Here is a 22,489-nt window from a genome sequence, read left to right on the forward strand (position 1 = left end):
GCCGGACCAGCCGCCGGGCGCCGGTCTGCAGACCCCACCCTGACCAGCACAGCGAGGTGCAAGGGACATGCGCACACACCACCGAGCCGCCGCTCTGACCGCCACCGTCCTGGTCGGCGCCCTGTTCGCCGCCGGCTGCTCCAGCAGCTCCGGCGGGAAAAAGTCCGAGGAGAGCGGGGCCGCCGCCGGCGCGGGCAAGGCGGACACACCCCGGATGACGGTGGCCATGGTCACCCACGCCTCCCCCGGCGACACCTTCTGGGATCTGATCCGCAAGGGCGCCCAGGCCGCGGCCGCCAAGGACAACATCAAGCTCGTCTACTCCAGCGACCCCAGCGCCGGCAACCAGGCCAACCTCGTGCAGAACGCGATCGACCAGAAGGTCGACGGCATCGCCCTCACCGCCGCCAAGCCCGAGGCCATGAAGGACGTGGTCGCCAAGGCCACCGCGGCCGGCATCCCGGTCGTCGGCTTCAACTCCGGCGTCGACGACTGGAAGAAGCTCGGCATGCTCGAGTACTTCGGCCAGGACGAGAACATCGCGGGCCAGGCCTTCGGCGAACGTCTCGACCAGCTCGGCGCCAAGCACGCCCTCTGCGTGATCCAGGAGCAGGGGCAGGTCGCCCTGGAGGCTCGCTGCGCCGGCCTGAAGAAGGGCTTCGGCGGCAAGACCGACATCCTCTACGTCAACGGCACCGACATGCCGTCCGTGAAGTCGACGATCACCGCCAAGCTCAGGGCCGACTCCTCCATCGACCAGGTGGTCACCCTCGGCGCCCCGATCGCGCTCACCGCGGTGCAGTCGCTGTCCGACGCGGGCACCAAGGCAAAGGTCGCGACCTTCGACCTCAACAAGGACCTGGTCAAGGCCGTCCAGAGCGGCACGGTCGAGTTCGCCGTCGACCAGCAGCCCTATCTGCAGGGCTACCTCGCCGTCGACTCCCTCTGGCTCTACAAGAACAACGGCAATGTCAGCGGGGGCGGCACCGCGCCCGTCCTGACCGGCCCCGCCTTCATCACCAAGGAGAACGCGGACACCGTCGCCGAGTTCGCGGCCAACGGAACACGCTGAGTTCCACGGCTGCGGCTACGGCTACGGCAGCGGCAGCGGCAGCGCGTCGGCCGGCATCGTGCCCACGGTGCCGGCCGACTCGCTTCCCTGCTCTCAGACCGCGCTCTGCGGCGGCGGGCCGCTGCTGCCCCGCACCACGAGCTTCGGGTCCAACACCGCTTCCCGCGGATCCAGTTCGGGCTTCTCCAGCCGTTCCACCGCGAACCGCACCGCGTGTTCCGCCATGAGCACCGCGTCCTGGCGGACCGTGGTCAGCCCGATCGGCATCAGATGGGAGAGGTGGCTGTCGTCGTAGCCGACGACGGACAGGTCGCCCGGCACCTCCACGCCGGCCCGGGTCAGCGCCATCAACAGGCCCATCGCGCTACGGTCGTTGCCCGCGAGGACCGCCGTCGGCAGCGCCTGTCCCCGGTCGCGTTCCGCGAGGAGCAGCCGGCCGGTCTCGATGCCCGACTCCTCGGTGTGGTCACCGGGCACGACCCGCGCCTCGGCCTCCAGCCCGTGCCGGCGCATCGCCGCACGGTAGGCCCGCCGCCGCTCGGCCGAGCCGGGGCCGTGTCCGCCGTCGATGTGCACGATCCGGCGGTGGCCCAGCTCGACGAGGTGCTCCATCGCCTGCCGTACGCCCTTGCCCTCGGCGGAGTGCACGAAGTCGACGTGGGCGTGCGGGACCCGGCGGCTGACGGAGACCGCGACCGTGCGGCGTCCCAGTTCCTCCAGGAACGCGGGCTCGGCGAAGGAGCCGAGCAGGATCACCGCCTCGCAGCGGTGGCTGAGCAGCGCCTCGACCGCCTTCTCCTCGCTGCGGCCCGGCGTGGCGCCCGACAGCAGGACCTCGTAGCCGAGCCGCTCCGCCTCCGGGTAGATGCCCTCGACGAGGTTGGTGTGGAAGATCTGGTGGACGTGGAACATCACACCGAGCGTGCGGCTGCGGCCACGGGCCAGCAGCCGGGCCGCGCTGTCGGGCCGGTAACCGATCTCGTCGGCGACCCGCAGGACCCGCTCCCGGGTCTCGTCGCTCGCTCCCGGCTGGTTGCGGAACACGATCGAGACCAGTGCCCGGGAGACGCCCGCCTTCGCGGCGACGTCCGCCATCGTGGGCCGCTGCCTGCCCGATGCATCCACCTGAACCCACCCTTCGACGCGACCACCCTAGGACAGGTCCTGGCGAGCCCCGGAGATCCCCCGACAACAGGCTATTGACAGGACATTTGGACAGGGATCATCGTACTCGGCCCGGAGCGCACCAGGAGGCGCGACCCCGAACGGACGGGCCGCCCGCCGCGGTGCACAGGCACACGCGACGGACGGCTCACCGGGGGGGCGGACGGTGGTCAGCCGTTGGAGAAGCGGCCCGCCTGGGCGAGGATCGCCTCCGGGTCGTCGGTCGGCGGGTAGATCCAGAGCGCGTTGATGTTGTGCTTGAGGGTCTTGGCCTCCTCGCCGGTCAGCGCGATCTCGCGGTCCCAGCCCTGCGTGAAGACGGCGCCGGCAGGGCCGAGGTCGAGGCAGGTGACGTAGGGGTCGGCGGTGAAGGGCAGCGGGGCGGTGCCCAGGAGGTCGGCCGCCACGTTGTGACCGGCGAACTTGCCCATGGGCAGGGCGTGCTGGCAGGACTGCGTCGCGGAGTGGCCGTCCTCCACGGCGGCGAGCGCGGTGTCGCCGGCGGCGTAGACGTCGGACACCCCGACGACCCGCAGGTGCTCGTCCACGGTCAGGCGGCCCAACCGGTCGCGCTCCCCGGGGATCTGGGCCGTGAGCGGGCTCGCGGCCATACCGGCCGTCCACACGACGGTCGCCGCGGGGATCACTTCGCCGTCCGAGAGCGTGACGTCCTGGCTGGTCACCGATGCCACGGTGCGTCCCAGCCGGCGCTCGATCTTCAGCTCGTCGAGGGCGTCCTCGATGTTCGGGCGGGGGCCCGGGCCGAGTTCCGGACCCACGACGTCGGCGCGGTCGACCATGACGACCCGGACGTCCTCGGCGCCGAGGTGGCGGTCGGCGACGGCCTGGAGGCGTCCGCTCAGCGCGGTGGCGATCTCCACGCCGGTGAAGCCGGCGCCGACGACGACGGCCGTGAAGCGGCCCTGCGAGGGGCTCCGGCCGGGCAGCCGCCGCACGTGGTTGTCGAGCGCGGCCGCCGCGGAGAGGGTGTCGACGTCGAAGATCTCCTGCGCGCCCGGGAAGTCGGGCCGCACGGCCTGGCTGCCCGTGGCCAGCACCAGCTTGTCGTAGGACAGCTCCAGTTCCTCACCCGAGCGTCCGAGAGCACGCACGGTGTGCGCCTCGGTGTCGATCCCGGTGACGGTCGCCGTGACACGGCGTACGCCGATCGGACCGAGGACGCGGTCGAGGGCGACGCGCATGCCGTCGGGGGCGTCCTCGTACAGGCGGGGGCGGATGACCAGATCGTCGCCGCCGCTGACGAGGGTCACCCGCAGTTCGTCACCGGGGGTGCCCGCCTCCCGGGCGGCGCGCACGGCTCCTGCCGCACTCCACACGCCGGCGAAGCCGCCACCGATGATCAGGACGTCCTTCATGAACTTCTCCGTTTTCGAAGCCGAAGCGATGAGCCGGTGCTCCGGCGGCCGGTGCTCCAGGAACAGGAACTCCCTGGGCAGAGGTGCCGTGGGCAGGGGCTGTCTACTGCGGCGGCCTCACACCGGGCCCGCACCGCATAACCTGGACACTACTTATCCTGGATATTCGATGTCAAGATTTTCGACGGCACTCGCCCGACCGGCTCCGCACCGCGATCGTGGACATGTAATGTCCGTAATATGCGAATGGCTAAAGGGGTCGAGTGGGCTCTGCACACCCTGTTGAACCTGGACATGATCGGCGGCGGCCCGGTGGGCAGCGGCCAGCTCGCCGAGGCCCACGGCCTGTCGGCGTCCTACCTCAACAAGCAGCTGCAGCAGCTCGCCCGCGCCGGTCTCGTGGTCTCCGTGCCGGGGCCGCGCGGGGGGTTCCGGCTGGCCAGACCCCTCGAGGACATCACTCTCCTGGATGTCGTGGAGGCCATCGAGGGCAGCACGAAGATCTTCCACTGCACCGAGATCCGCTGCGGCGGCAGAATCGGCGCGCTGTCACCGCCGCCCACGGGGGCCTGCGCGGTGAACTCGGCCATGCGTCGCGCGGAACAGGCGTGGCACCAGGCACTGGCCGCCCAGACCCTCGCCGACATCAAGGCGGAGGTGGACGACCCGGCGGTCCTGCAGATCGTGCGCTCCGCGCTGGAATGACCGCGTGCACCACGAACATACCGTGTTGCTTGACACCTTGTCACACCGGATCGGTTCGATCTCGGCCGGCCACAACGTCTTGCGGCGTTCACCGCGGCACCCCGAACGGGCGCATGAGACGCACGTCACACCGGGCTGACTGTCACAGATCGCGGGGTGATCCCGGTCAGTAGTGTGTATCCGCAACACGGCAAGGAGAGATCACCGTGGAATCGCGTCTCAACTACTTCGGGCACCCCCTCGCGGGCAAGGTGCTGAGGCACATCAACTCGGCGAGCAAGCTGGTCGCCGACTCGACGCTGCCGGCCGCCACCCAGGAGCTGGTGAAGATCCGCGCCAGCCAGATCAACGGCTGCGGCTTCTGCACCGACATGCACACCAAGGACGCCGCGCACGCCGGCGAGACCGTGCAGCGTCTCCACCTGGTGGCGGCCTGGCGGGAGGCGACGGTGTTCACCGACGCCGAGCGCGCCGCCCTGGAGCTGGCCGAGCAGGGCACCCGCACCGCCGACGCCGCCGGCGGCGTCACCGACGAGGCCTGGGCGAACGCGGCCAAGTACTACGACGAGGACCAACTCGTCTCCCTGGTCTCCCTCATCGCCGTCATCAACGCGTACAACCGGATCAACGTCATCATCCAGCAGCCTGCCGGCGACTACCAGCCCGGCCAGTTCGGCTGACCGGATCGCCGGCGTCAGCCGGGCCGACGGTCACGCACGTCCGTCTCCGCGCCGCCCCGACCCACGGCGGGAGACGGACTCTCACCCAAAGGCTTTCGTGGAGCAACCGATGACACGCGGAACCGCACCAGCGGGCTTGAACTCCCTTCCCCGTCCCGTGGCCGTGGTGGTGGGCGCCGGTGGGGTGCTCGGAGCGGCGCACGTCGGCGTCGGATACGCGCTGGAGCAGCGCGGATTCGTCCCGGACATGATCATCGGAACCTCGGTGGGCGCGCTCAACGGAGCGATCGCGGCCGCCCATCCACACAGTGCCGCACCGTGGCTGGACCATGTGTGGACCCAGTTGCGTCGCCGTCATGTGTATCCGCTCGGCTATCTGTCCTCGCGGGCCAGCGTCTTCACCGACCGCGGTCTGCGCCGGCTGATCGCCGGGGCCGGGCTGCCGTCGCGGATCGAGCAGTTGTCCGTCCCCTTCACGGCGGTGGCGATGGACCTGGTCACCGGCGCTCCGGTGCTGCTCGACCACGGAGACCTGGAGTCCGCGCTGCTGGCCAGCGCGGCCATTCCCGGGATGCTGCCCCCGGTGGAACGTGAGGGCCGCACCCTCGTCGACGGCGGGGTGATCGCCTATGTCCCGGTGCTGGCGGCCCGGCAGGCGGGGGCGGCCAGCGTGGTGGTGGTGTCGACCGGGCCGGAGAGCTCGCCGCTGAGCCCCACCTTCTCGCGCCGGAGCGCTGCCGCGATCGCCTCCCGGGCGGGGCTGCTTCTGCTGCACCATCAGATCGAGCGTGACCTGCACGAGGTGTCCGAGCACATCCCGACCGTCGTACTGCCGACCGGCGTCGAGGCCTGGCCGGCTCCGTGGGACTTCGGCCACTCCAAGCGGCTGATCAGCACCGCCTCGCTCGCGGCGGGGCGCTTTCTCGACGGACTGCGCATCAGTGGGCCCGGTCTGTACCGGGTGGACGGTCCACTGACGACAACGGCCGGTCCGGGCGACGTATCGACTTCTTCCTCACTGGAGGTAGGCCCGTGAGCACCATCTCGTTCCTCAACATCGGCATGCACGGGCGCGTCAACCCGACGCTGCCGGTCGTGGCCGAGCTCGTCCGGCGCGGCCACTCCGTCAGCTACCACACGACGCCCGCGTTCGCTGCCGAGATCGAGGCGACCGGTGCGACCGTGTGCCTCTACCCCGGGGGCGACCGGCCGATCGCCGATCCGCCGATGCCGGTCACGCTGGTGGAGGGGATCGCGCGGACCGCCGTCCGGGTGCTGCCCACCGTGCTCGACGAGCTGCGCGGCATCCGCTCCGACCTGATCGTCCACGACAACGCCTGTCTGTGGGGGGCCATCGCCGCCCGCGAACTCCGGGTGCCGGCGGCGTCGTCGTGCACCACGTTCGCCTACAACCGGCAGGTGCCCAGCCCCACCGGCGGCTCGTGGAGCCTGTTCGCCGCGGGGACGGCTCGGCCGCGCAGCGTTCAGGGCTATGTGCGGGCGCGCCGGGAGCTGCACCGCCGCTACGACGCGCACGGGCTGCCCCTGGTCGACATGGGGAACATCCGGGCGCCGCTCAATCTGGTCTACACCTCGCGGGCGTTCCAGCCCGCCGCCGACGAGTTCGACGAGTCCTTCAAGTTCGTCGGCCCGAGCATCGGCGCCCGTCCGCTCGACCCGTCGTTCCAGGTCGACCGGTTGCACGACCCGGTGCTGTACGCCTCGTTGGGCACGGTGTTCAACTCCGACCCACGGGTGCTGCGCACCTTCGCCACCGCGCTCGAACCGCTCGGCGGCACCGTGATCGTCTCCACCGGGCAGACCGCTCCCGAGGCGCTGGGTCCGTTGCCGGCCAATGTGCTCGCGCTGCGCTCCGTGCCGCAGCCGGAGGTGCTGGCCCGGGCGGCGCTGTTCATCACCCATGGCGGGATGAACAGCGCCAACGAGGCCATGTACGCCGGGGTTCCGATGCTGGTGGTCCCGCAGGGCGCCGACCAGCCGCTGGTGGCCCGGCGCGTCGTCGAACTCGGCGCGGGCCTGTCGATCCGTACCCAGGACGTCACCAAGGGGGCCGTGCGCTCCCTCGCCCGGCGCCTGCTCCACGAGCCGCGGTTCCGGGCGGCCGCGGCCGGCCTGCAGGCCGCCCAGCAGCAGGCGGGCGGGTATCGGCACGCGGCGGACGAGCTCGAGCAGTACCTGCGTGCGGCCGGCTCGGGCAGCCCGTCGGCGCCCGTCGATCCTGCGCAGCGAGGCTGAGAGATGTCACTTGCCGTCGTGGCTCTGCTGGTGTTCGCCGGGATGTCGGAGGCCGCCGGGCGCATCCTGCCCCTGGTGGCGCGCCGGCCCGGCATGTCGCGGCCCTTCGTGGCGAGCCTGCTGCTGGCCGGCGGCCTCGTCGAGGCCGCCGTGTTCGCGCTGTGGCCGCTGACCGCGTGGACGCTGGCCGAGCTGGTGGTGTCCCCCGCGCCGACGGCTGACGCGCTGGTGTGGACGCCGAGCCTGGTCGCCCCGCTGCTGCTCTGCGCCGTCCTGGCGTTCCCGTTGCTCGGCCCGCTGCTCCATCTGCTGCTCTTCGTGGGCGTCGGGGCCGGTCTGGCCGACACGCTCGCGAAGACGACCGAGCTGGGCTGGTGGGGCGCCGCGGGGTGCGTGGCCGTCGCCGGGGCCGTGCTCAGCGCCGCGGTGGAGACCGTCCGTCGACTGGTCGTGAGGATCAGTGCGACCGCGCCGCCGGAGGCGATCGCATGAACGGCTTCCTGCTCTGGGTCTTCGCGATCGGGCCGGTGCTGCTGGCCGAAGCCCTGCTGGCCCGCTACGAGGTGCTGGCCTACAGCGCCGGCTGGCGGGCCCCCACCACCGAGCTCCCCGAAGGCGTGCCCTATGCCCGGGGCGCGGCCCCCGACACTCCCCCGGGCGCCTACCTCGTCTACCTGGACGGCATCGGCAAGCGCCGCGTCCGCGACACCCGGGACGGCGGCCAGCTGGTCAAGGCCCTGCTCGCCGGCGCGCCGGAGCTGCGGGTGCTGGGTCAGGTGCAGCCCTACTCGCCGCTGGCCGACCCGCTCTCCGACCGGCCGGTGTGGATATGGCTGCGCCGGCACATCGGGCTGCTGCTGTTCCTGCACAACGTGATGCAGGTCTTCGTCGCCGCCGACCACCGCTACCGGCCCCTGTACAACCGGGCCGTCGGTTCGCAGATCGCCGCCCAGCTCCGGCTGGCCGGATACCGGCCCGACAGCGGCATCCCCGTGGTGCTGCTCAGCTACAGCGGCGGCGCCCAGGTCGCCACGGGCGCGGTCCACGAGCTGCACACCCAGTTGCGCGCCCCGCTGCTGCTGATCACCCTCGGCGGCTTCCACAACGGCGCCAACGACCTCACCCATGTGGCGCAGTTGCACCAGCTGACCAGCGCGTACGACCGGATCGAGCGGGTCGGCACCTGGATCTTCCCGCAGCGCTGGCGGCTGCTGCCGCGCAGCGGCTGGAACCGGGCCCGCCACGCGGGGAAGATCACCGTGCACCGGCTGGATCCGGCCACCCACCTCGGGCCGCACAGCTACATCAGTCCGGAGGGCCGGCTCCCCGACGGTCAGAGCTACCTCGAACACACCACCGACACCGTGATCGCCGTCATCCGCGCCCAACTCGGCACGAGCGCCACGACGGACCACCAGGTGCCCTGAGGTCTCCGCCGAGCCGACGGACCGGACCTGGTCGACCAGCCGCGTCGACGGGCCACGCGACGGGCCGCTCGCCGAGGCTGGCGGCCCGTCGAGCGGCGGGTCAGGCGTCGGCTTCCGCTTCCGCTTCCGGCTAGAGCGCGACCGCGGGATCGTCGTCGAGTCCGGCGACCAGGCCGCGCAGGACGGGGCCGTACTCCGGGTGGGCGAGGGCGAACGCCATCTGCGCGACCAGGTAGTCGGCCGGGTTGCCGGTGTCGTACCAGCGGCCCTCGATGACCTGTCCGTACACCGCGCGGGTGGCGGCATAGGCGTTGATGGCGTCGGTCAGATAGACCTCGCCGGTCCGGTGCTCGTACCAGCGGCGGGTCTGCTCGCGCAGTTCGTCGATGATGCCGGGGGTGACCACATAGCCGCCGATGGCCGCGTACGAGGACGGGGCGGAGGCGGGCTCGGGCTTCTCGACCAGGCCGGTGATGCGCAGTTGGCCGCCGCCGAGGTCCTCCTTGACGATGGGCACGCCGTAGCGCTGGGAATGGGTGGGGTCCATCGGCAGGAGGGCCAGCACCGGGCAGCCGGTCTGTTCGTACGCGCGGATCAGCTGCTGGGCGCGGGGGACGTCGGCCACGAAGACGTCGTCGGGCCACAGCACCAGCACCGGCTCGTCGCCGAAGGCCCGGGCGGCGTTCAGCACCGGGGTGCCGTTGCCGTACGGGCCGTACTGGTCCAGGTAGGTGATGTGACCCCGGCGGGCCAGCTCCGCGACCTCCTCGACGGCGTCCGCGTAGGCCGACTTGCCGTCCGCCCGGAGTTGTTCGACGAGGGCGGGGTTGGGGCGGAAGTGGTCCTGGATGAGGCTCTTGCCGCCGGAGACGACGATGGTGATGTCGGTGATGCCGGAGTCCACCAGCTCACGGACGGTGTGCTCGATGACCGGCTTGTCGCCGACCGGGAGCATCTCCTTCGGGGTCGCCTTCGTCAGGGGCAGCAGACGGGAGCCGAGTCCGGCGGCGGGGATGACAGCCCTGCGGATCGTCGGGGACATCACGTCTCTTTCGCTCGAGCGGCACACCGTGCCGGCCGGCAGGGTGCGTTCCGACGCTACCCGTCGGGGGTTTTGTCGACGATGGCTGCCGTGCACCTCGGCCGCACCGGGGTGCACGGCGACCGCGCCGCACGGCAGAACGGATCAGGCCGTGGGGCGCGGAGCTCGCAGGTGGACGCGCTGCGCGAGTTCCGCCTCGTCGACCAGCGTGAGCATCGGCTGACCCGGCGCGCACAGCATGGTGACGACGAACCGGCAGGGCGCGTCCGCGCTCGCGTTGCCGTCCTGGTAGTGGATCACGTCGCCGCCGGGCTCCCAGAACGTCTCGCCGGCCTTGACGACACGTTCCGGCTCGCCCTCCAGCTCGAAGCGCACCTCGCCCTCGATCACATAGCCGAAGGCCGGTCCCGAGTGACGGTGCGGAGGGCTGCCGGCCGCGCCGGGCGGCCACTCGACCAGGAGGGTCATGCCCGAGGCGCCCTCGGGGATGTGGGGCGGCTTGGCGTCCTGCAGGACCGTCGCCGCGGTCATCCACGTCTCGGAGTTGCTTGCCACTGTGTGCTCCTCGGTCGTCGGTGCAGTCGTTCGCCCTGCGCGCTCATGCACTGTCACCAGGAAAGACCGGGCACACGTCGCGTCTGTGACAACCGTCGGTGTCACAGACGGGACGGATGGCCGGTCTAGTAGATATGTACACTTCGCCAGCAGATGTACCGATCAGAACACAGGTCAGAACACCGATCGAGACGCCGATCGAGACGCCGATCGACGATCTCGGCCGGGAGCGGCAGGACGACTACGCGATCAGCGCCGAGTTCTACGACATCCTGCAGGCCGAGCGGGACGAGGCCCGGGTACGACGTCTCTACCGCGGCCACGTCGGCAGCGCCCGTCTCGGTGTGCTGGACGTCGGCGCCGGGACCGGACGGGTCACACTGATGAGCCTGATGGAGTCACGCGTTGCGGTGCATGCCGTCGAGCCCGCGCGTTCGATGCGTTCCCCCTTGATGACACGTCTGGCATCCCTGCCCGCAGGCCTGCGGATGCGGGTCACCGTGCACCCCTGCACCCTCGACGAGGCCGCGCTGCGCGGGGTGGCGGACGTCGCCGTGTGCCACAACACGATCGCCTGTCTTCACCCGGCCGCGCGGCGGGCCCTGTGGCCGGCCGTGGCCGAGGCGCTCGTATCCGAAGGCGTACTGCTCGTCCAACTCCCGCCCGCCCGCCTTCCGTTGCGCGAGACCACGTATGTGTTCCCCGCCCAGCGGGTGGGCCAGCACGAGTACGGCGGACTGATGCGCTCGGCGGCGGACGGGAACCGCATCCGGACCCGCTTCTCCTACTGGGTGCGGGGTGAGGGCGGTGTGGGCGATGTGCTGCGCGAGCACACCGAGACGTTCTGGATGTGGCCGGCCTCCCGTGCGGAGCTGATCGGGGAGCTGGGCGGATCCGGCTTCGCTCCGCTGCCCGAACGCACCGATCGTGCCGTGCTGGCGGTGCGGCTCGGACCTACCTGACCGCTCGGACCGCTCGGGCGGCGATGACACGCGTCCGGACCGACCATGGGAGCCCCGAGCACACCGTCCTATGACGGCTTGTAGCATGGTGTCCCAACATTGGAGGACACAGTATGCGCACCGGTGATGAAGCAAACTCTCTCGATCAGGCGACGAGGGATTTCATCGCGGCGCGTCCTCAGCTCTTCGGCATCGCGTACCGCGTGCTCGGCAGTGCGGTGGAAGCCGAGGACATCGTCCAGGAGGCGTGGCTGCGCTGGCAGACCACCGACCGCAGCGACATCCAGGAGCCCACGGCGTTCCTGGCCACGATCACCGTCCGGCTGGCGATCAACCTGGCCCAGTCCGCCAGGATGCGGCGTGAGTCGTACGTGGGCCCCTGGCTTCCCGAGCCGGTGGACACCAGCGTCGATCCGCAGATGGGCGCGGAGCGGGCGGAGGCGCTCGACCTCGCGGTGCTCTTCCTGCTGGAGAAGCTGAACCCGTCGGAACGGGCCGCCTATGTGCTGCGGGAGGCCTTCGACTACCCGTACAAGCGGATCGCGGAGATCCTGGAGACGAGTGAGGCCAATGCGCGCCAGTTGGTGAGCCGCGGCCGCAGGCATCTGGCGGCGGAACGCAGCGAGCCGGTCGACTCCACCGTGCACCGGCGTCTGCTGGAGGTGTTCCTCGCGGCGGCGCAGACCGGCGATCTGGCGGTGCTCGAGGACGTTCTGACGACCGACGTGGTCAGCTACTCCGACGGCGGCGGAATCCGCGGCGCGTCCAAGATCCCGGTCGTCGGGCGTTCGCGCGTGGCCAAATACCTCGCCGCCTTCGCCCCGCGTTTCTGGCCTCAGGCGGAGGTTCGCTGGGTCGAGGCCAACGGCAGGCCGGCCGTCCTCGTCTCGTTCGACGGGAACGCGACTGCGTTGCTGTGCGTCGAGGCGACGGCACAGGGCATCGAACGCCTCATGTGGGTGATGAACCCGGCCAAGCTCGCACCGTACGTCGCCTCGCTGAGCAGCTGAGGCGTCCTAGCCGTCCACCGCGTCCGTCCACCGCGTCCGTCCACCACGTCGACCGGTGTCACACCACAGGGGGCCTGTCGGTCAACTGGCTGTCCGGAATCCGGGGTTTCCCTCACGGCACGCCCCACGACGCGAAGGTGGACGGTACATGGCACTTGGCCCAGTCAGTCACGGCAACGGCGAGCCGATCCGGTTGCCCGATCTGTCCACCGAGAAGGACTTCGACGGAGACTCCTTCGCCCCGCTCTACACCACGACGGTGACGGTGAACGGCGGGTCGGCCAGTCACGGACGCGCCTCGGGACGAGCGCGCTCGACCGACGGCGTCCTGGACCTCGACCTGCGGATGCCCGCCGAACTGGGCGGCGACGGCCAGGGGACGAACCCCGAACAGCTGTTCGCCGCCGGTTTCGCCGCCTGCTTCCACGGCGCGCTGAGCCTGGTGGCACGACAGGCCGCGCTCGACCCCACCACGATCTCCGTGGCGGCGACCGTGGCCTTCGGACGGGACCCGGGGGACGGCGGCTATCTGCTCCGCGTCGACCTGGTGGTCACGTGGCCGAACGTCGATCCCGAGCGCGCCGCCCCGCTCCTGGAGAAGGCCGACTCGCTGTGCCCCTACGCGAGGATGGTCTGGCAGGGCACACCGGCCACCATCACACTGGCCCCCTGACGGGCCCACAGCATGTGACAACGTGAAACGTGCCGCACCCGCGCCTGGTGGAAGACACCGCGGAAGTACACCCCTGTCACAGATCCCGGGACTTCCTGGTCGTACTGAGTGACCAACCCGGCGATCGGAGTAGACCGTGGCTATCACCGAACAACGTCTTTCCACCATGGTGCTGGTGATCGGCACCGGAGGCGCCGGCCTGCGAGCATCGATCGAGCTGGCCGAAGCCGGTATCGACGTCCTCGCGGTCGGCAAGCGCCCCAAGGAGGACGCTCATACGGCACTCGCTGCCGGAGGCATCAACGCGGCCCTGGCCACCATGGACCCCGAGGACAGCTGGCAGCAGCATGCGGCCGACACTCTCAAGGAGAGTTATCTGCTGGCCGACCCGCACACCGTCGAGATCGTGACCCAGGGCGCCGCCCGAGGCATCGACGACCTCGAGCGCTATGGCATGGCCTTCGCCAGGGAGGAGGACGGCCGGATCTCGCAGCGCTTCTTCGGCGCCCACAAGTTCCGGCGCACCGCCTTCTCCGGCGACTACACCGGTCTGGAGATCCAGCGGACGCTGATCAGGCGCGCCGAACAGCTCGACATCCCCGTCCTCGACGGCGTCTACATCACCCGGCTGCTGGTGCACGACGGCACCGTCTTCGGCGCCTACGGCTTCGACCTCACGAACGGCACGCGCTATCTGATCCACGCCGACGCCGTCATTCTCGCGGCGGGCGGCCACACCCGGATCTGGCGGCGCACGTCCTCGCGGCGCGACGAGAACACGGGCGACTCCTTCCGCCTCGCCGTGGACGCCGGTGCGCGCCTGCGCGACCCCGAACTGGTCCAGTTCCACCCTTCCGGGATCATCGAGCCGGAGAACGCGGCCGGCACCCTGGTCAGCGAGGCCGCCCGAGGCGAGGGCGGGATCCTGCGCAACGCGCTCGGGGAGCGGTTCATGAACCGCTACGACCCCGTCCGCATGGAGCTGTCCACGCGCGACCGGGTGGCGCTGGCCGCCTACACGGAGATCAAGGAGGGGCGCGGGACCCCGAAGGGCGGCATCTGGCTCGACGTCTCCCACCTGCCCCGGCAGACGATCATGACGCGGCTGCCCCGGGTCTACCAGACCCTGCTGGACCTGCAGATGCTGGACATCACCCGGGAGCCGATCGAGATCGCGCCCACCGCGCACTACTCGATGGGCGGGGTGTGGGTGCGTCCCGAGGACCACAGCACGGACGTGCGCGGCCTGTACGCCATCGGCGAGGCCTCCAGCGGACTGCACGGCGCCAACCGGCTCGGCGGGAACAGCCTCATCGAGCTGCTGGTCTTCGGCCGGCTCACCGGCCGGGCGGCCGCCGCCTACTCGGAGTCCCTGACCGCACACCCGCGCTCGGCGTCGGCGATCGCACAGGCCCGCGCGGAGGTCGAGGACCTGCTGGCGGCCGACGGGTCGGAGAACGTGCGCGCCCTGCAGCGCGCCATCCGCAACACGATGACCGAGCATGCGGGAGTCGTACGCGACGAAGAGGGTCTGCGCACCGGGCTGGAGGAGCTGGCGGCGATCGAGAAGCGGATGGAGGACGTCGGCGTCCACCCGGACATCGCCGGCTACCAGGACCTCGCGCACGCCTTCGATCTCAAGTCCGCCGCCCTGGCCGCCCGGGCCACGCTCGAAGCCGCACTGGAGCGTCGCGAGACGCGCGGCTGTCACAACCGCAGCGACTACCCCGACATGGATCCCGCTCTGCAGGTCAATCTCGTGTGGTCGCCGACGACCGGAATCACCCACGAGAGCATTCCGGCGATCCCGGACGAGATTTCCACCCTCATGCAGGACGTCTCGACCGAGGGAAAGCTCGTCGAATGAAATTCCCTTCGACTTTCGCGCACCTCGTGTCACAACCGGGGCCGTCGCCCTGTCTCTTCTAGTGCAGAACGAATTCGGCGCAGGCACCGCTAAAACCTCCGAGAGGAATCCGTCATGAAGGTCGTAGTGATCGGTGGAACCGGGCTCATCGGTTCGAAGGTGGTCGGCAAGCTGACCGAGCACGGGCACGACGCGGTCGCCGCCGCGCCCAACACCGGCGTCAACACGCTGACCGGCGAGGGGCTGGCCGAGGTACTGAAGGGCGCGTCGGTCGTGGTCGACGTGTCCAACTCCCCCTCGTTCGAGGACCAGGCCGTCATGGACTTCTTCCGTACGTCCACGACCAACGTCCTCAAGGCGGAGGCCGAGGCCGGCGTGACGCATCACGTGGCGCTGTCCGTGGTCGGCACCGAGCGCCTCCAGGACAGCGGGTACTTCCGCGCCAAGCAGACTCAGGAGGAGCTGATCAAGGCGTCCGGGATCCCCTACACGATCGTCCACGCCACCCAGTTCTTCGAGTTCATGAAGGCGATCGCGGCCGAGGCCACCGACGGCGACACCGTGCGTCTGTCCCCGGCCAAGATCCAGCCCATCGCCTCGGACGACGTGGCCGCGGCGGTCGCCCGGGCCACGGTCGGCAGCCCCGTCACCGGCGTGGTGGAGGTCGCGGGCCCGGAGGCGTACCCGCTCGACGAGCTCGTCCGCAAGGCACTCGCGGCCAAGAACGACCCCCGCACGGTGGTCTCGGACCCGCACGCCACGTACTTCGGCGTCGAGCTCAAGGAGGACACGCTCCTGCCCGGTCCGGACGCGCACATCGCCGAGACCAGGCTCGCCGACTGGGCTGCCGCGCAGCAGCAGTAGGCCCCCCGCGGGTGGCCCCTGCCTCCGGGCGGGGGCCGCCTTGCGTTCCGGCCGCGGACAATCCGTTCCCACAGTGAGCCGGAATTCACTCCTGCCCGATATTCACCCGGAAAGGATCCGGCCCACCATGCAGATGAGCCCAGTCACCGAGAACCATGTCGATATCGCGGCCACCGTCATGTCACTGGCCGCGGAAGCCACCGAACTGCACACGCGCGTCCACGAACTCCGCCAGGAACTCGTCGACCTCGACGAGCGGATGACAGCCATCTCCGAGGCTCTGCACCGGCTTCCGTCCCACTGAACGAACAAGTCCCACTGAACGAACGAAAGGGCGGGGCGGCATCTCTGCCGCCCCGCCCTTCCGTCAGCCTGCGGGCGTACGCCTCACCCTCGTCCCGCAGCACATCGCTCTCGTCGACCACGACGAACGCCGGCGGCAGCCCCCGCAGCTCCTCCAGACTCGCCCGCAGCGGCGAGGCGGTGATCTCCGGTAGTACATCGACTGGTGCACGAAGGTCACATCACCGCGCTGCTTGGCCATGAGGGCCAGAGCGGCGGTCATGTTGCCGCCCACCGAGTCGCCGGCGGCGGCCGGCCGGGAGGCGTCCAGGCCCTCGGCACCGCCCTTCGCGGTGATCCACCGGGCGGTCGCGTACGCCTGCTCGATGGCGACCGGGTACCTGGCCTCCGGGGAACGGTCGCGGCCTGCAGGTCGTCCAGGACCCTCCTTTGAAGACAGGACAGGTGCTGAGGCTGTGACACGCACCGCGGAAAAAGTGCCGGAAAGCCGAGACCGGAAGTTCAGTGTTTTCCGGTGATCTCCTTGTACTCCTGCTCGGTCGGCTTGGTGATCTGTGCGTCCTCACCGTAGAAACCCCGGCTGAGTCGCACGCGCAAACGCTGAGAGAGACGGGAACCGTTCTCCGGGCCGGCCGCGATCGGCTGGTACTGCTCGTGCCGCGTGAGCGCGTGAAGCCTCTCCTGACTGAGCGGCTCGTGGACCTCGACGAACTCGCCGTGCGGAAGCCGTTTGACGATGCCGGTCTCACGGCCGTGCAGCACTTTGTCACGGTCCTGACGCTGAAGGCCCAGAGCAATCCGACTCGCCACGACATAGGCCAGCACCGGCACCACGAAGAGACCGATGCGAACCGCCCACGTGACGGATTCGACCGAGACATGGAAGCGAATGGCGATGATGTCGTTCGCGGCTCCGATCATGGCCACCAGATAGAAACTGAGCCAGGCGACCCCCAGTCCCGTCCGCACCGGGCGATTACGCGGCCTGTCGAGAATGTGTTGATCACGATCGTCGTCGGTCACCCAGGCCTCGATGAACGGATAGGCGCCCATGGCGAGAAAAAGCCCCAGGCCCACCGAAAGCGGGATCAGGTTGTCCAGGGCCAGGGTGTGACCCCAGAGAGCGATCTCCCAGCCCGGCATGACGCGCAGCAGCCCGTCCGCCACGCCCATGTACCAGTCGGGCTGCGATCCGGCCGAGACCTGGTCCGCCCGGTAGGGCCCGTACGCCCAGACCGGGTTGATCTGCGCGACCGCGGCCATGACGAAGATGACCCCGCTGACCAGGCAGAAGAAGCCGGCGGATTTCACGAGGCGGACCTTGAGCGGAACTCCGACCACGTTCTTGTCGGTACGCCCCGGACCCGGATACCGGGTGTGCCGGTGCCGGAGAACCAGGATCAGATGGGCCACGAGCAGACCCACCATGAGGGCCGGGATGAGCAGGACGTGGATCGTGTTGAAGCGCGCCACCAGATCGTTGCCCGGGAACTCGCCGCCGAAGAGGAACATCGAGATGTAGGTTCCGACGACCGGTATGGAAAGAATCGTTCCGTGCACGACCATGAGTCCGGTCCCGGAGAGAAGGTCGTCCGGAAGGTCGTATCCCGTCAACCCTGCGAACATTCCGAGGACGAGCAGCAGGAATCCGAAGACCCAGTTGATTTCCCGGGGCTTGCGGAAGGCGCCGGTGAAGAACACGCGCATCATATGGACGAGCATGGCGCCGACGAAGACCAGTGCCGCCCAGTGGTGAGCCTGCCGGATCAGCAGTCCGCCGCGGACGTCGAAGGAGATGTGCATGGTCGAATTGAACGCCTCCGACACCAACTGGCCGCGCAGCGGTGCGTAGCTGCCGGTGTATTCCACCTGGTTCATCGACGGATGGAAGTACAACGTCAGATACACGCCGGTCACGATGATGATGATGAAGCTGTAGAGGCAGATCTCGCCCAACATGAACGACCAGTGGTCCGGAAAGGCTTTACGCGCTTTCGCCCTGACCTGGCTGTAGACACCCAGGCGCCCATCGGCCCATGCGGCGATCCTTTCCCCTTTTTCCATCCCCTTACCACCGTTCATGAATCGTCCAGAAGTGTCTTGGAATCAGCAAGGTGCACGCCTCTGTGCGGCGGCGGCTGTCACGCTGCGGTGGTGACCGTGTCCTTGGTCTGGCGGATCCTGCGCCGCCTGAGCGCACGGCGTTCGCTCTCCGTCATGCCACCCCAGATGCCTTCGACCTGCCCCGCCTCCACGGCCCAGTCGCGGCACTGCTCCATGACGGGGCAACGGCCGCACACGGCCTTGGCCTCGTCGATCTGGTCGAGTGCCGGGCCGGTGTGTCCGACGGGGAAGAACAGATCAGGGTCTACACGCAGGCAAGCTGCCCGCTCGCGCCAATACACGGAGTGGCCTCCTCGTCCAGCAGCCAGGGGAGAACAAGCCGCTTTCTCGTCTCCGCGAGGCGGTACCGGTTGCTGCCCATGAGACCGCGCAACGGGCACATCTGTGACAGGCGGCCGCATCCGTATGTCCGGTGTCACAACATCCAGGGGTGCCCGGTCTAACTGGTTGAGCCGAATCGAAAGAAGTGTGTCGTGTGCGAGGACCCGCCGAAGCCGTCAGGGAGGTTGCCGTATGGACCATGCTGACGCGGTGCCGATCGGGGAGTTGCTCGACGAGCGCCGCTTTCTGCTGGACGTCGCCTTCTGGATGCTGGGCAGCGCGGGTGCGGCGGAGAGCGTCGTCGAGGAGGCGTACCGCCGGTGGTACGGGCTGTCGGACACGGCGCGCGCCGGGATCGCCGCGCCCCGGTCATGGCTGGCGAAGACCGCGGGCGGGATCTGCCTGAGCCGCCTGCCCCTGCCCGGCCTGGCCGTCGACCCGCCGGACGAGCGTGCCGAGCGGGAGGTGGAGGGGGAGGAGGTGAGTCGGGTGCTGTTGGACGCGTTGGACTCCCTGTCCCCGGCCGAGCGGGCGGCGTTCGTCCTCAACGACGTCTTCGGGATGACGCCCCGCACGGTCGCCGACATCGTCGGGCGTACCGAACCCGAATGCGCCGCACTCGCCGACCGCGCCCGGGACAGTGTCCGGCTGCACCGTTCACACCCGACCAGCCCGGAGGAACACGACGCGCTCGCGCATGCGGTGCGGCGGGCCTGTGTCACCCAGGACGCGGAGCTCCTGGTGTCGCTGCTGTGTCCCGACGCCACGGCGTTCTTCGACGGCGGGGGAAAGGTACGGGCCCTGGCCAGGCCCGTCCACGGCAGCCGGCCCGTCGCCCGCAGTCTCCTGACGCTCCTGGCGCACCGGCCCCGCACCACGTTGGCCACGCATTCCGTGAACGGCCGCACCGGGCTCGTGACCCGCTACGACGACCAGGTCGCCGCCGTCATCACCCTCGACGTCGCCGACCACCACGTCACCCAGGTCTGGGCCGTCCTCAACCCCGACAAACTCCACCTCTGGAACCAACCACCCACACGAAACTGAGCAACAACATGTCAGTGCTTGTGGGGCCGCGAAAACACCGTAGGCATTGCCGAGTCGGGGTCCTTCGACGGCCGACCGCGGCCCCGCTGCTCCGGGTCTGTCACAGGATCGGGTCGCGCCCGGTCTATGCAACAGATGCGATTGGAGCAGCCATGTCTTTGAGCGACCCCACGACCATGCATCACGCACCGCCCCCCCACGACCGGCGACCTCGAAGAGGCTGTCTCTGTCTTCGTGGAGCACCGGAAGCGTCTCTTCGGGATCGCCTACCGCGTGCTCGGCAGCGCCGTGGAGGCCGAGGACGTGGTCCAGGAGGTGTGGCTGCGTTGGCAGAAGACCGACCGCTCGGTGGTGCTGAACCTGGTCGCCTTCCTCTCCAGCGCCACGACCCGCCTGGCCATCAACGTCGCGCAGTCCGCGCGGGTGCGCCGGGAGACCTACATCGGACCGTGGCTGCCCGAGCCCGTCGACACCAGCTCGGACCCGGAGGTGGGCGCACAGCGCGCGGAAGCGCTGGAAATGGCCCTTCTGCTGGTGCTGGAGAGACTGAGTCCGACCGAGCGCGCCGCATACGTGCTGCGTGAGGCGTTCGACTACACCTATCCCGAGATCGCTGCGATCCTCCGGCTCAGCCTCGTCAATGTGCGGAAGATCGTCAGCCGTGCGCGTGGGCATCTGGCGGACGAGCACCGCGGGACCGTGGACACGACGGAGCACCGGCGCCTTCTCAACGCCTTCGTCTCAGCAGCTCGGACGGGGGACGTGGCTTCGCTGGAAGCCCTGCTCACCCCCGACGCCGTCAGTCTGTCCGACGGCAACGGCATGCGGGGCGCCGCCCGTGTCCCGGTATCGGGGCGGGCCCGCGTGGCCAACCTGTCGACGGCCTTTCCCCGGTTCTGGCCGGAGGCGGACCCCAGGCCGGTCGACGCCAACGGCCGCACCGGCGTGCTGATCCACCGGAACGGCGAGCCCGCCACGTTCATGACGATCGCCGCCTCGGACGAAGGCATCTACAAGGTGATGTGGGTGTTCAACCCCAGCAAGATCGCCGCTTTCCTCGCGTCGAGCTCCCGCTAGGGCCTGTCAGGCCGATCAAGTCGCAGGAAATCGGCGGTGCCGAATCAGCGCCGGGGAGCGGGGTGATGGGGGTCCCCCCGCTCGAGCGCAGCCGAGAGTGGGGGAGTCGGCAACCGACGACAACGCCGCTGGGGGTCCCCCCACGCCTTTAAGGCAGTGGGGGAGTGCGTGCCACACCCCGCGTCTGCGGCATGATCGGCCGGACAGGCCCTAGTTGCGCCGGTGTGACGGAGGTTGTGACACCGCCCCGTCGAAAGCGCGAAGCCACGGCCGGGCGGTCAGCCCGCGTGGGTCGACATCGGCCGCACCGGCGGGGACCAGTCACGGAAGACCGCGGCCTGCCCTCGGTTGTCTCCCTTGGGGTCGAGGAGGTCCCACATCGTCACGTCCTTGATCCAGAACTCTTCGCCGGTCCTGGTCCTGCGCAGCCCGGTGTAGCCGTCGGCGAAGCCGTGTTCCTGTGCGGCGCGGACGAAGTCGTCCCGGTCCTCCTGCTTGCGTGGGGCACGCCGCCTGCCGGCGCGACTGACACTATCTGACACTGTCCTGCATCGACCGGTGAACAGTTCAACCTTGTCAGGGTCGTGACCTGAGGCGAAGCGCAGGCCCGCCGCCACCTGCTCGGAGAGCTGATCGACACCGCTGACGTCCCTGTGCGTCGAACCGTCCCCCCGTATCAGAGTGAGTCACTGCATATGATGTCAGGTGGACACATTCCCGCGTTCAGGCCGAGCGGCACCACACATGAGCCGGCGCGCGGCACGAGGGGCTGAGGATGAGAGGAACACATGGTCTCTGTAACCCATGCAGCAACCCATGCAGCGCATGACATCGAGGTCACCACCGAGAGCCTGCAGGAGGACCTGGCCCGTCTGCAGATCCAGAAGCAGGCGCTGGAAAGGGAGTTGGCCGCGGTCGTCGCCCATCTCGGCTCGGTGCAGAGGGCCCTCAGCGCTCTCGAGACGCTGCTGCGCCACCCGGTCGCCGCGGTGCCGGGCACGGCAGGCACGGCAGGCACGGCAGACGCCGCAAGCTCCGAAGGTGTGCAGGTGCGGCAGGGGCAGGCCGTGGAGACCGCCGGACCGCACACCGACCGTGCCTCCGCCGTGCCTGCGGGCACCGCGGCGAAGGCCGTCGCACAGCCGCGGAAGCGCCAGAGCGGCAAGGACGCGAAGGGTCCGGTGGCCGCCCAACCCGACCTGGGCGGGAAGGCGTACGCGGACGGGGACGGGGACTCGGACGCGGACTCGCAGAGGCAGTACGGCAAGCTCACCGAGCAGATCATGGAGTACTTCGCCGGCGTCGGCGACGCCGATGTGCGGGCTCGTGACGTCGCGGCGGCTCTCGGCCGTGACACCGACAGCGGAAGCATCAACGGCGTCCGCAGCACCCTCGACCGTCTGGTCGGCACCTCCCGCGTCCAGCGAACCGGCCGGGGCCTCTACCGTGCGAGGCGTTCCTAGAGGTTCGCTCAGCCCCACGCACCCAGGCCCGCACCCCTGCACGCACGCCTCTACGCACCCCCGCGCGCCCCAACGCATCTCTGCGCGCCTCTGCGACCGCTACGGACCGCTACGCGCCCATGATCACCGCGACGCACACCCAGATCATCGCCACGGTGATCAGTGTCATGGCGATCAGCGTGCCTCGTAGCCATCGTCCGAAGCGGATGTGGTGTTTCTCTTCGACCCCACCGATGGCATCGGCGATGTGCTCGGTCACCATGCGGGCGACGTACCTCTGCTCCTCGACATACCACCGTTCGAGGTGTCTCTTCTGCTCCCGGGTCAACCCCGGCGCCCGTGCGGTGAACTCCGCTACGCGCTGATGTGCCGCTCGCAGGTGAGCCTCCCAGTACAGGAATGTCTCGATGTCGGTCAGGCCGCGCGCGGCCTCCTCACTCGCGTCCATGGTGTGCTCCAGAGGGAAGGCGATGACGAGCAGGTGGGAGCGCCGGGCGCCGC

General features: G+C 69.7%; 24 protein-coding genes and 1 pseudogene. 16 read left to right on the top strand and 9 right to left on the bottom strand.

The genetic code is table 11. The features are described 5' to 3' along the window. Window positions 1-67: 67 nt before the first annotated feature. Window positions 68-1,072, top strand: a complete 1,005-nt coding sequence (locus ACWD4O_RS27125; RefSeq protein ID WP_451283639.1) for a sugar ABC transporter substrate-binding protein — start codon at window positions 68-70, stop codon at window positions 1,070-1,072. Window positions 1,073-1,165: 93 nt separating this feature from the next. Here ACWD4O_RS27125 and ACWD4O_RS27130 read toward each other — a convergent pair whose 3' ends face one another. Both ACWD4O_RS27130 and ACWD4O_RS27135 read right to left on the bottom strand, forming a co-directional pair. Further along, window positions 1,166-2,167, bottom strand: coding sequence for a LacI family DNA-binding transcriptional regulator (locus tag ACWD4O_RS27130; RefSeq protein ID WP_451283937.1), 1,002 nt, complete (start codon window positions 2,165-2,167; stop codon window positions 1,166-1,168). A 239-nt stretch (window positions 2,168-2,406) separates the two neighbouring features. Further along, on the bottom strand, window positions 2,407-3,612 hold the full coding sequence (locus tag ACWD4O_RS27135) for an NAD(P)/FAD-dependent oxidoreductase (protein WP_451283641.1): 1,206 nt from the start codon (window positions 3,610-3,612) through the stop codon (window positions 2,407-2,409). A gap of 246 nt (window positions 3,613-3,858) precedes the next feature. Here ACWD4O_RS27135 and ACWD4O_RS27140 point away from each other — a divergent pair, with 246 nt between their 5' ends. The 6 genes from ACWD4O_RS27140 to ACWD4O_RS27165 all read left to right on the top strand — a co-directional run bounded on the left by ACWD4O_RS27140 (window position 3,859) and on the right by ACWD4O_RS27165 (window position 8,680). Next, window positions 3,859-4,317 carry an RrF2 family transcriptional regulator gene (locus ACWD4O_RS27140; protein WP_451283643.1) on the top strand — a complete coding sequence of 153 codons (459 nt, stop codon included), beginning with the start codon at window positions 3,859-3,861 and terminating at the stop codon, window positions 4,315-4,317. A gap of 206 nt (window positions 4,318-4,523) precedes the next feature. Further along, window positions 4,524-4,997: a carboxymuconolactone decarboxylase family protein gene (locus ACWD4O_RS27145; RefSeq protein WP_358808401.1), complete on the top strand. Its 474-nt coding sequence runs from the start codon at window positions 4,524-4,526 to the stop codon at window positions 4,995-4,997. A gap of 109 nt (window positions 4,998-5,106) precedes the next feature. Then, window positions 5,107-6,033, top strand: a complete 927-nt coding sequence (locus ACWD4O_RS27150) for a patatin-like phospholipase family protein (protein WP_451283645.1) — start codon at window positions 5,107-5,109, stop codon at window positions 6,031-6,033. After that, on the top strand, window positions 6,030-7,253 hold the full coding sequence (locus ACWD4O_RS27155) for a macrolide family glycosyltransferase (protein ID WP_451283647.1): 1,224 nt from the start codon (window positions 6,030-6,032) through the stop codon (window positions 7,251-7,253). Before ACWD4O_RS27150 ends, ACWD4O_RS27155 begins: the two co-directional genes overlap by 4 nt. Window positions 7,254-7,256: 3 nt before the next feature. Beyond that, complete coding sequence (locus ACWD4O_RS27160; protein ID WP_451283648.1) at window positions 7,257-7,745, top strand: hypothetical protein; 489 nt, start codon at window positions 7,257-7,259, stop codon at window positions 7,743-7,745. Continuing rightward, entirely contained in the window at window positions 7,742-8,680 is a 939-nt protein-coding gene (locus ACWD4O_RS27165) for a hypothetical protein (RefSeq protein WP_451283650.1), read from the top strand. Before ACWD4O_RS27160 ends, ACWD4O_RS27165 begins: the two co-directional genes overlap by 4 nt. Before the next feature lie 130 nt (window positions 8,681-8,810). Here ACWD4O_RS27165 and ACWD4O_RS27170 read toward each other — a convergent pair whose 3' ends face one another. Continuing rightward, window positions 8,811-9,722 (bottom strand): UTP--glucose-1-phosphate uridylyltransferase, encoded by a 912-nt coding sequence (locus ACWD4O_RS27170; protein WP_451283652.1) that lies wholly within the window; start codon window positions 9,720-9,722, stop codon window positions 8,811-8,813. Window positions 9,723-9,866: 144 nt separating this feature from the next. Beyond that, the gene (locus tag ACWD4O_RS27175) at window positions 9,867-10,253 is read right to left on the bottom strand and encodes a cupin domain-containing protein (RefSeq protein ID WP_451283939.1); all 387 of its coding nucleotides are present in this window, start codon (window positions 10,251-10,253) and stop codon (window positions 9,867-9,869) included. A 158-nt stretch (window positions 10,254-10,411) separates the two neighbouring features. Here ACWD4O_RS27175 and ACWD4O_RS27180 point away from each other — a divergent pair, with 158 nt between their 5' ends. The 6 genes from ACWD4O_RS27180 (at window position 10,412) to ACWD4O_RS27205 (ending at window position 15,957) form a co-directional block, all read left to right on the top strand. Beyond that, complete coding sequence (locus ACWD4O_RS27180; protein ID WP_451283654.1) at window positions 10,412-11,239, top strand: class I SAM-dependent methyltransferase; 828 nt, start codon at window positions 10,412-10,414, stop codon at window positions 11,237-11,239. 113 nt (window positions 11,240-11,352) lie between these two features. Continuing rightward, window positions 11,353-12,249 (top strand): RNA polymerase sigma-70 factor, encoded by an 897-nt coding sequence (locus tag ACWD4O_RS27185; RefSeq protein ID WP_451283656.1) that lies wholly within the window; start codon window positions 11,353-11,355, stop codon window positions 12,247-12,249. Window positions 12,250-12,397: 148 nt separating this feature from the next. Next, entirely contained in the window at window positions 12,398-12,922 is a 525-nt protein-coding gene (locus ACWD4O_RS27190; RefSeq protein ID WP_451283657.1) for an Ohr family peroxiredoxin, read from the top strand. A gap of 166 nt (window positions 12,923-13,088) precedes the next feature. Next, on the top strand, window positions 13,089-14,789 hold the full coding sequence (locus ACWD4O_RS27195; protein ID WP_451283941.1) for an FAD-binding protein: 1,701 nt from the start codon (window positions 13,089-13,091) through the stop codon (window positions 14,787-14,789). A 114-nt stretch (window positions 14,790-14,903) separates the two neighbouring features. Beyond that, window positions 14,904-15,653, top strand: coding sequence for an SDR family oxidoreductase (locus tag ACWD4O_RS27200; protein ID WP_451283659.1), 750 nt, complete (start codon window positions 14,904-14,906; stop codon window positions 15,651-15,653). A gap of 127 nt (window positions 15,654-15,780) precedes the next feature. Continuing rightward, window positions 15,781-15,957 carry a hypothetical protein gene (locus ACWD4O_RS27205; protein WP_451283964.1) on the top strand — a complete coding sequence of 59 codons (177 nt, stop codon included), beginning with the start codon at window positions 15,781-15,783 and terminating at the stop codon, window positions 15,955-15,957. Between the two features lie 58 nt (window positions 15,958-16,015). On the opposite strand, the pseudogene ACWD4O_RS27210 reads toward ACWD4O_RS27205, so the two are convergent. The 3 genes and pseudogenes from ACWD4O_RS27210 to ACWD4O_RS27220 all read right to left on the bottom strand — a co-directional run. Then, window positions 16,016-16,356: pseudogene (locus ACWD4O_RS27210) on the bottom strand (alpha/beta hydrolase fold domain-containing protein); the annotation flags it as partial. Between the two features lie 101 nt (window positions 16,357-16,457). Continuing rightward, complete coding sequence (gene qcrB, locus ACWD4O_RS27215) at window positions 16,458-18,038, bottom strand: cytochrome bc1 complex cytochrome b subunit (RefSeq protein WP_451283661.1); 1,581 nt, start codon at window positions 18,036-18,038, stop codon at window positions 16,458-16,460. Between the two features lie 59 nt (window positions 18,039-18,097). Further along, window positions 18,098-18,361 (bottom strand): WhiB family transcriptional regulator, encoded by a 264-nt coding sequence (locus ACWD4O_RS27220; protein WP_451283663.1) that lies wholly within the window; start codon window positions 18,359-18,361, stop codon window positions 18,098-18,100. A gap of 232 nt (window positions 18,362-18,593) precedes the next feature. Here ACWD4O_RS27220 and ACWD4O_RS27225 point away from each other — a divergent pair, with 232 nt between their 5' ends. Both ACWD4O_RS27225 and ACWD4O_RS27230 read left to right on the top strand, forming a co-directional pair. Next, window positions 18,594-19,448: a sigma factor-like helix-turn-helix DNA-binding protein gene (locus ACWD4O_RS27225; protein WP_451283665.1), complete on the top strand. Its 855-nt coding sequence runs from the start codon at window positions 18,594-18,596 to the stop codon at window positions 19,446-19,448. Window positions 19,449-19,682: 234 nt separating this feature from the next. After that, window positions 19,683-20,525 carry a sigma-70 family RNA polymerase sigma factor gene (locus ACWD4O_RS27230; protein ID WP_451283667.1) on the top strand — a complete coding sequence of 281 codons (843 nt, stop codon included), beginning with the start codon at window positions 19,683-19,685 and terminating at the stop codon, window positions 20,523-20,525. A gap of 278 nt (window positions 20,526-20,803) precedes the next feature. Here the strand turns inward: ACWD4O_RS27230 and ACWD4O_RS27235 are convergent, their stop codons facing one another. After that, entirely contained in the window at window positions 20,804-21,067 is a 264-nt protein-coding gene (locus ACWD4O_RS27235; RefSeq protein WP_451283669.1) for an MEKHLA domain-containing protein, read from the bottom strand. A 246-nt stretch (window positions 21,068-21,313) separates the two neighbouring features. Here ACWD4O_RS27235 and ACWD4O_RS27240 point away from each other — a divergent pair, with 246 nt between their 5' ends. Beyond that, window positions 21,314-21,988, top strand: a complete 675-nt coding sequence (locus ACWD4O_RS27240) for a hypothetical protein (protein ID WP_451283671.1) — start codon at window positions 21,314-21,316, stop codon at window positions 21,986-21,988. A 109-nt stretch (window positions 21,989-22,097) separates the two neighbouring features. Here ACWD4O_RS27240 and ACWD4O_RS27245 read toward each other — a convergent pair whose 3' ends face one another. Continuing rightward, on the bottom strand, window positions 22,098-22,436 hold the full coding sequence (locus ACWD4O_RS27245) for a hypothetical protein (protein ID WP_451283673.1): 339 nt from the start codon (window positions 22,434-22,436) through the stop codon (window positions 22,098-22,100). Between the last annotated feature and the right edge of the window lie 53 nt (window positions 22,437-22,489).

The organism is Streptomyces sp. NPDC002623 (assembly GCF_053592635.1).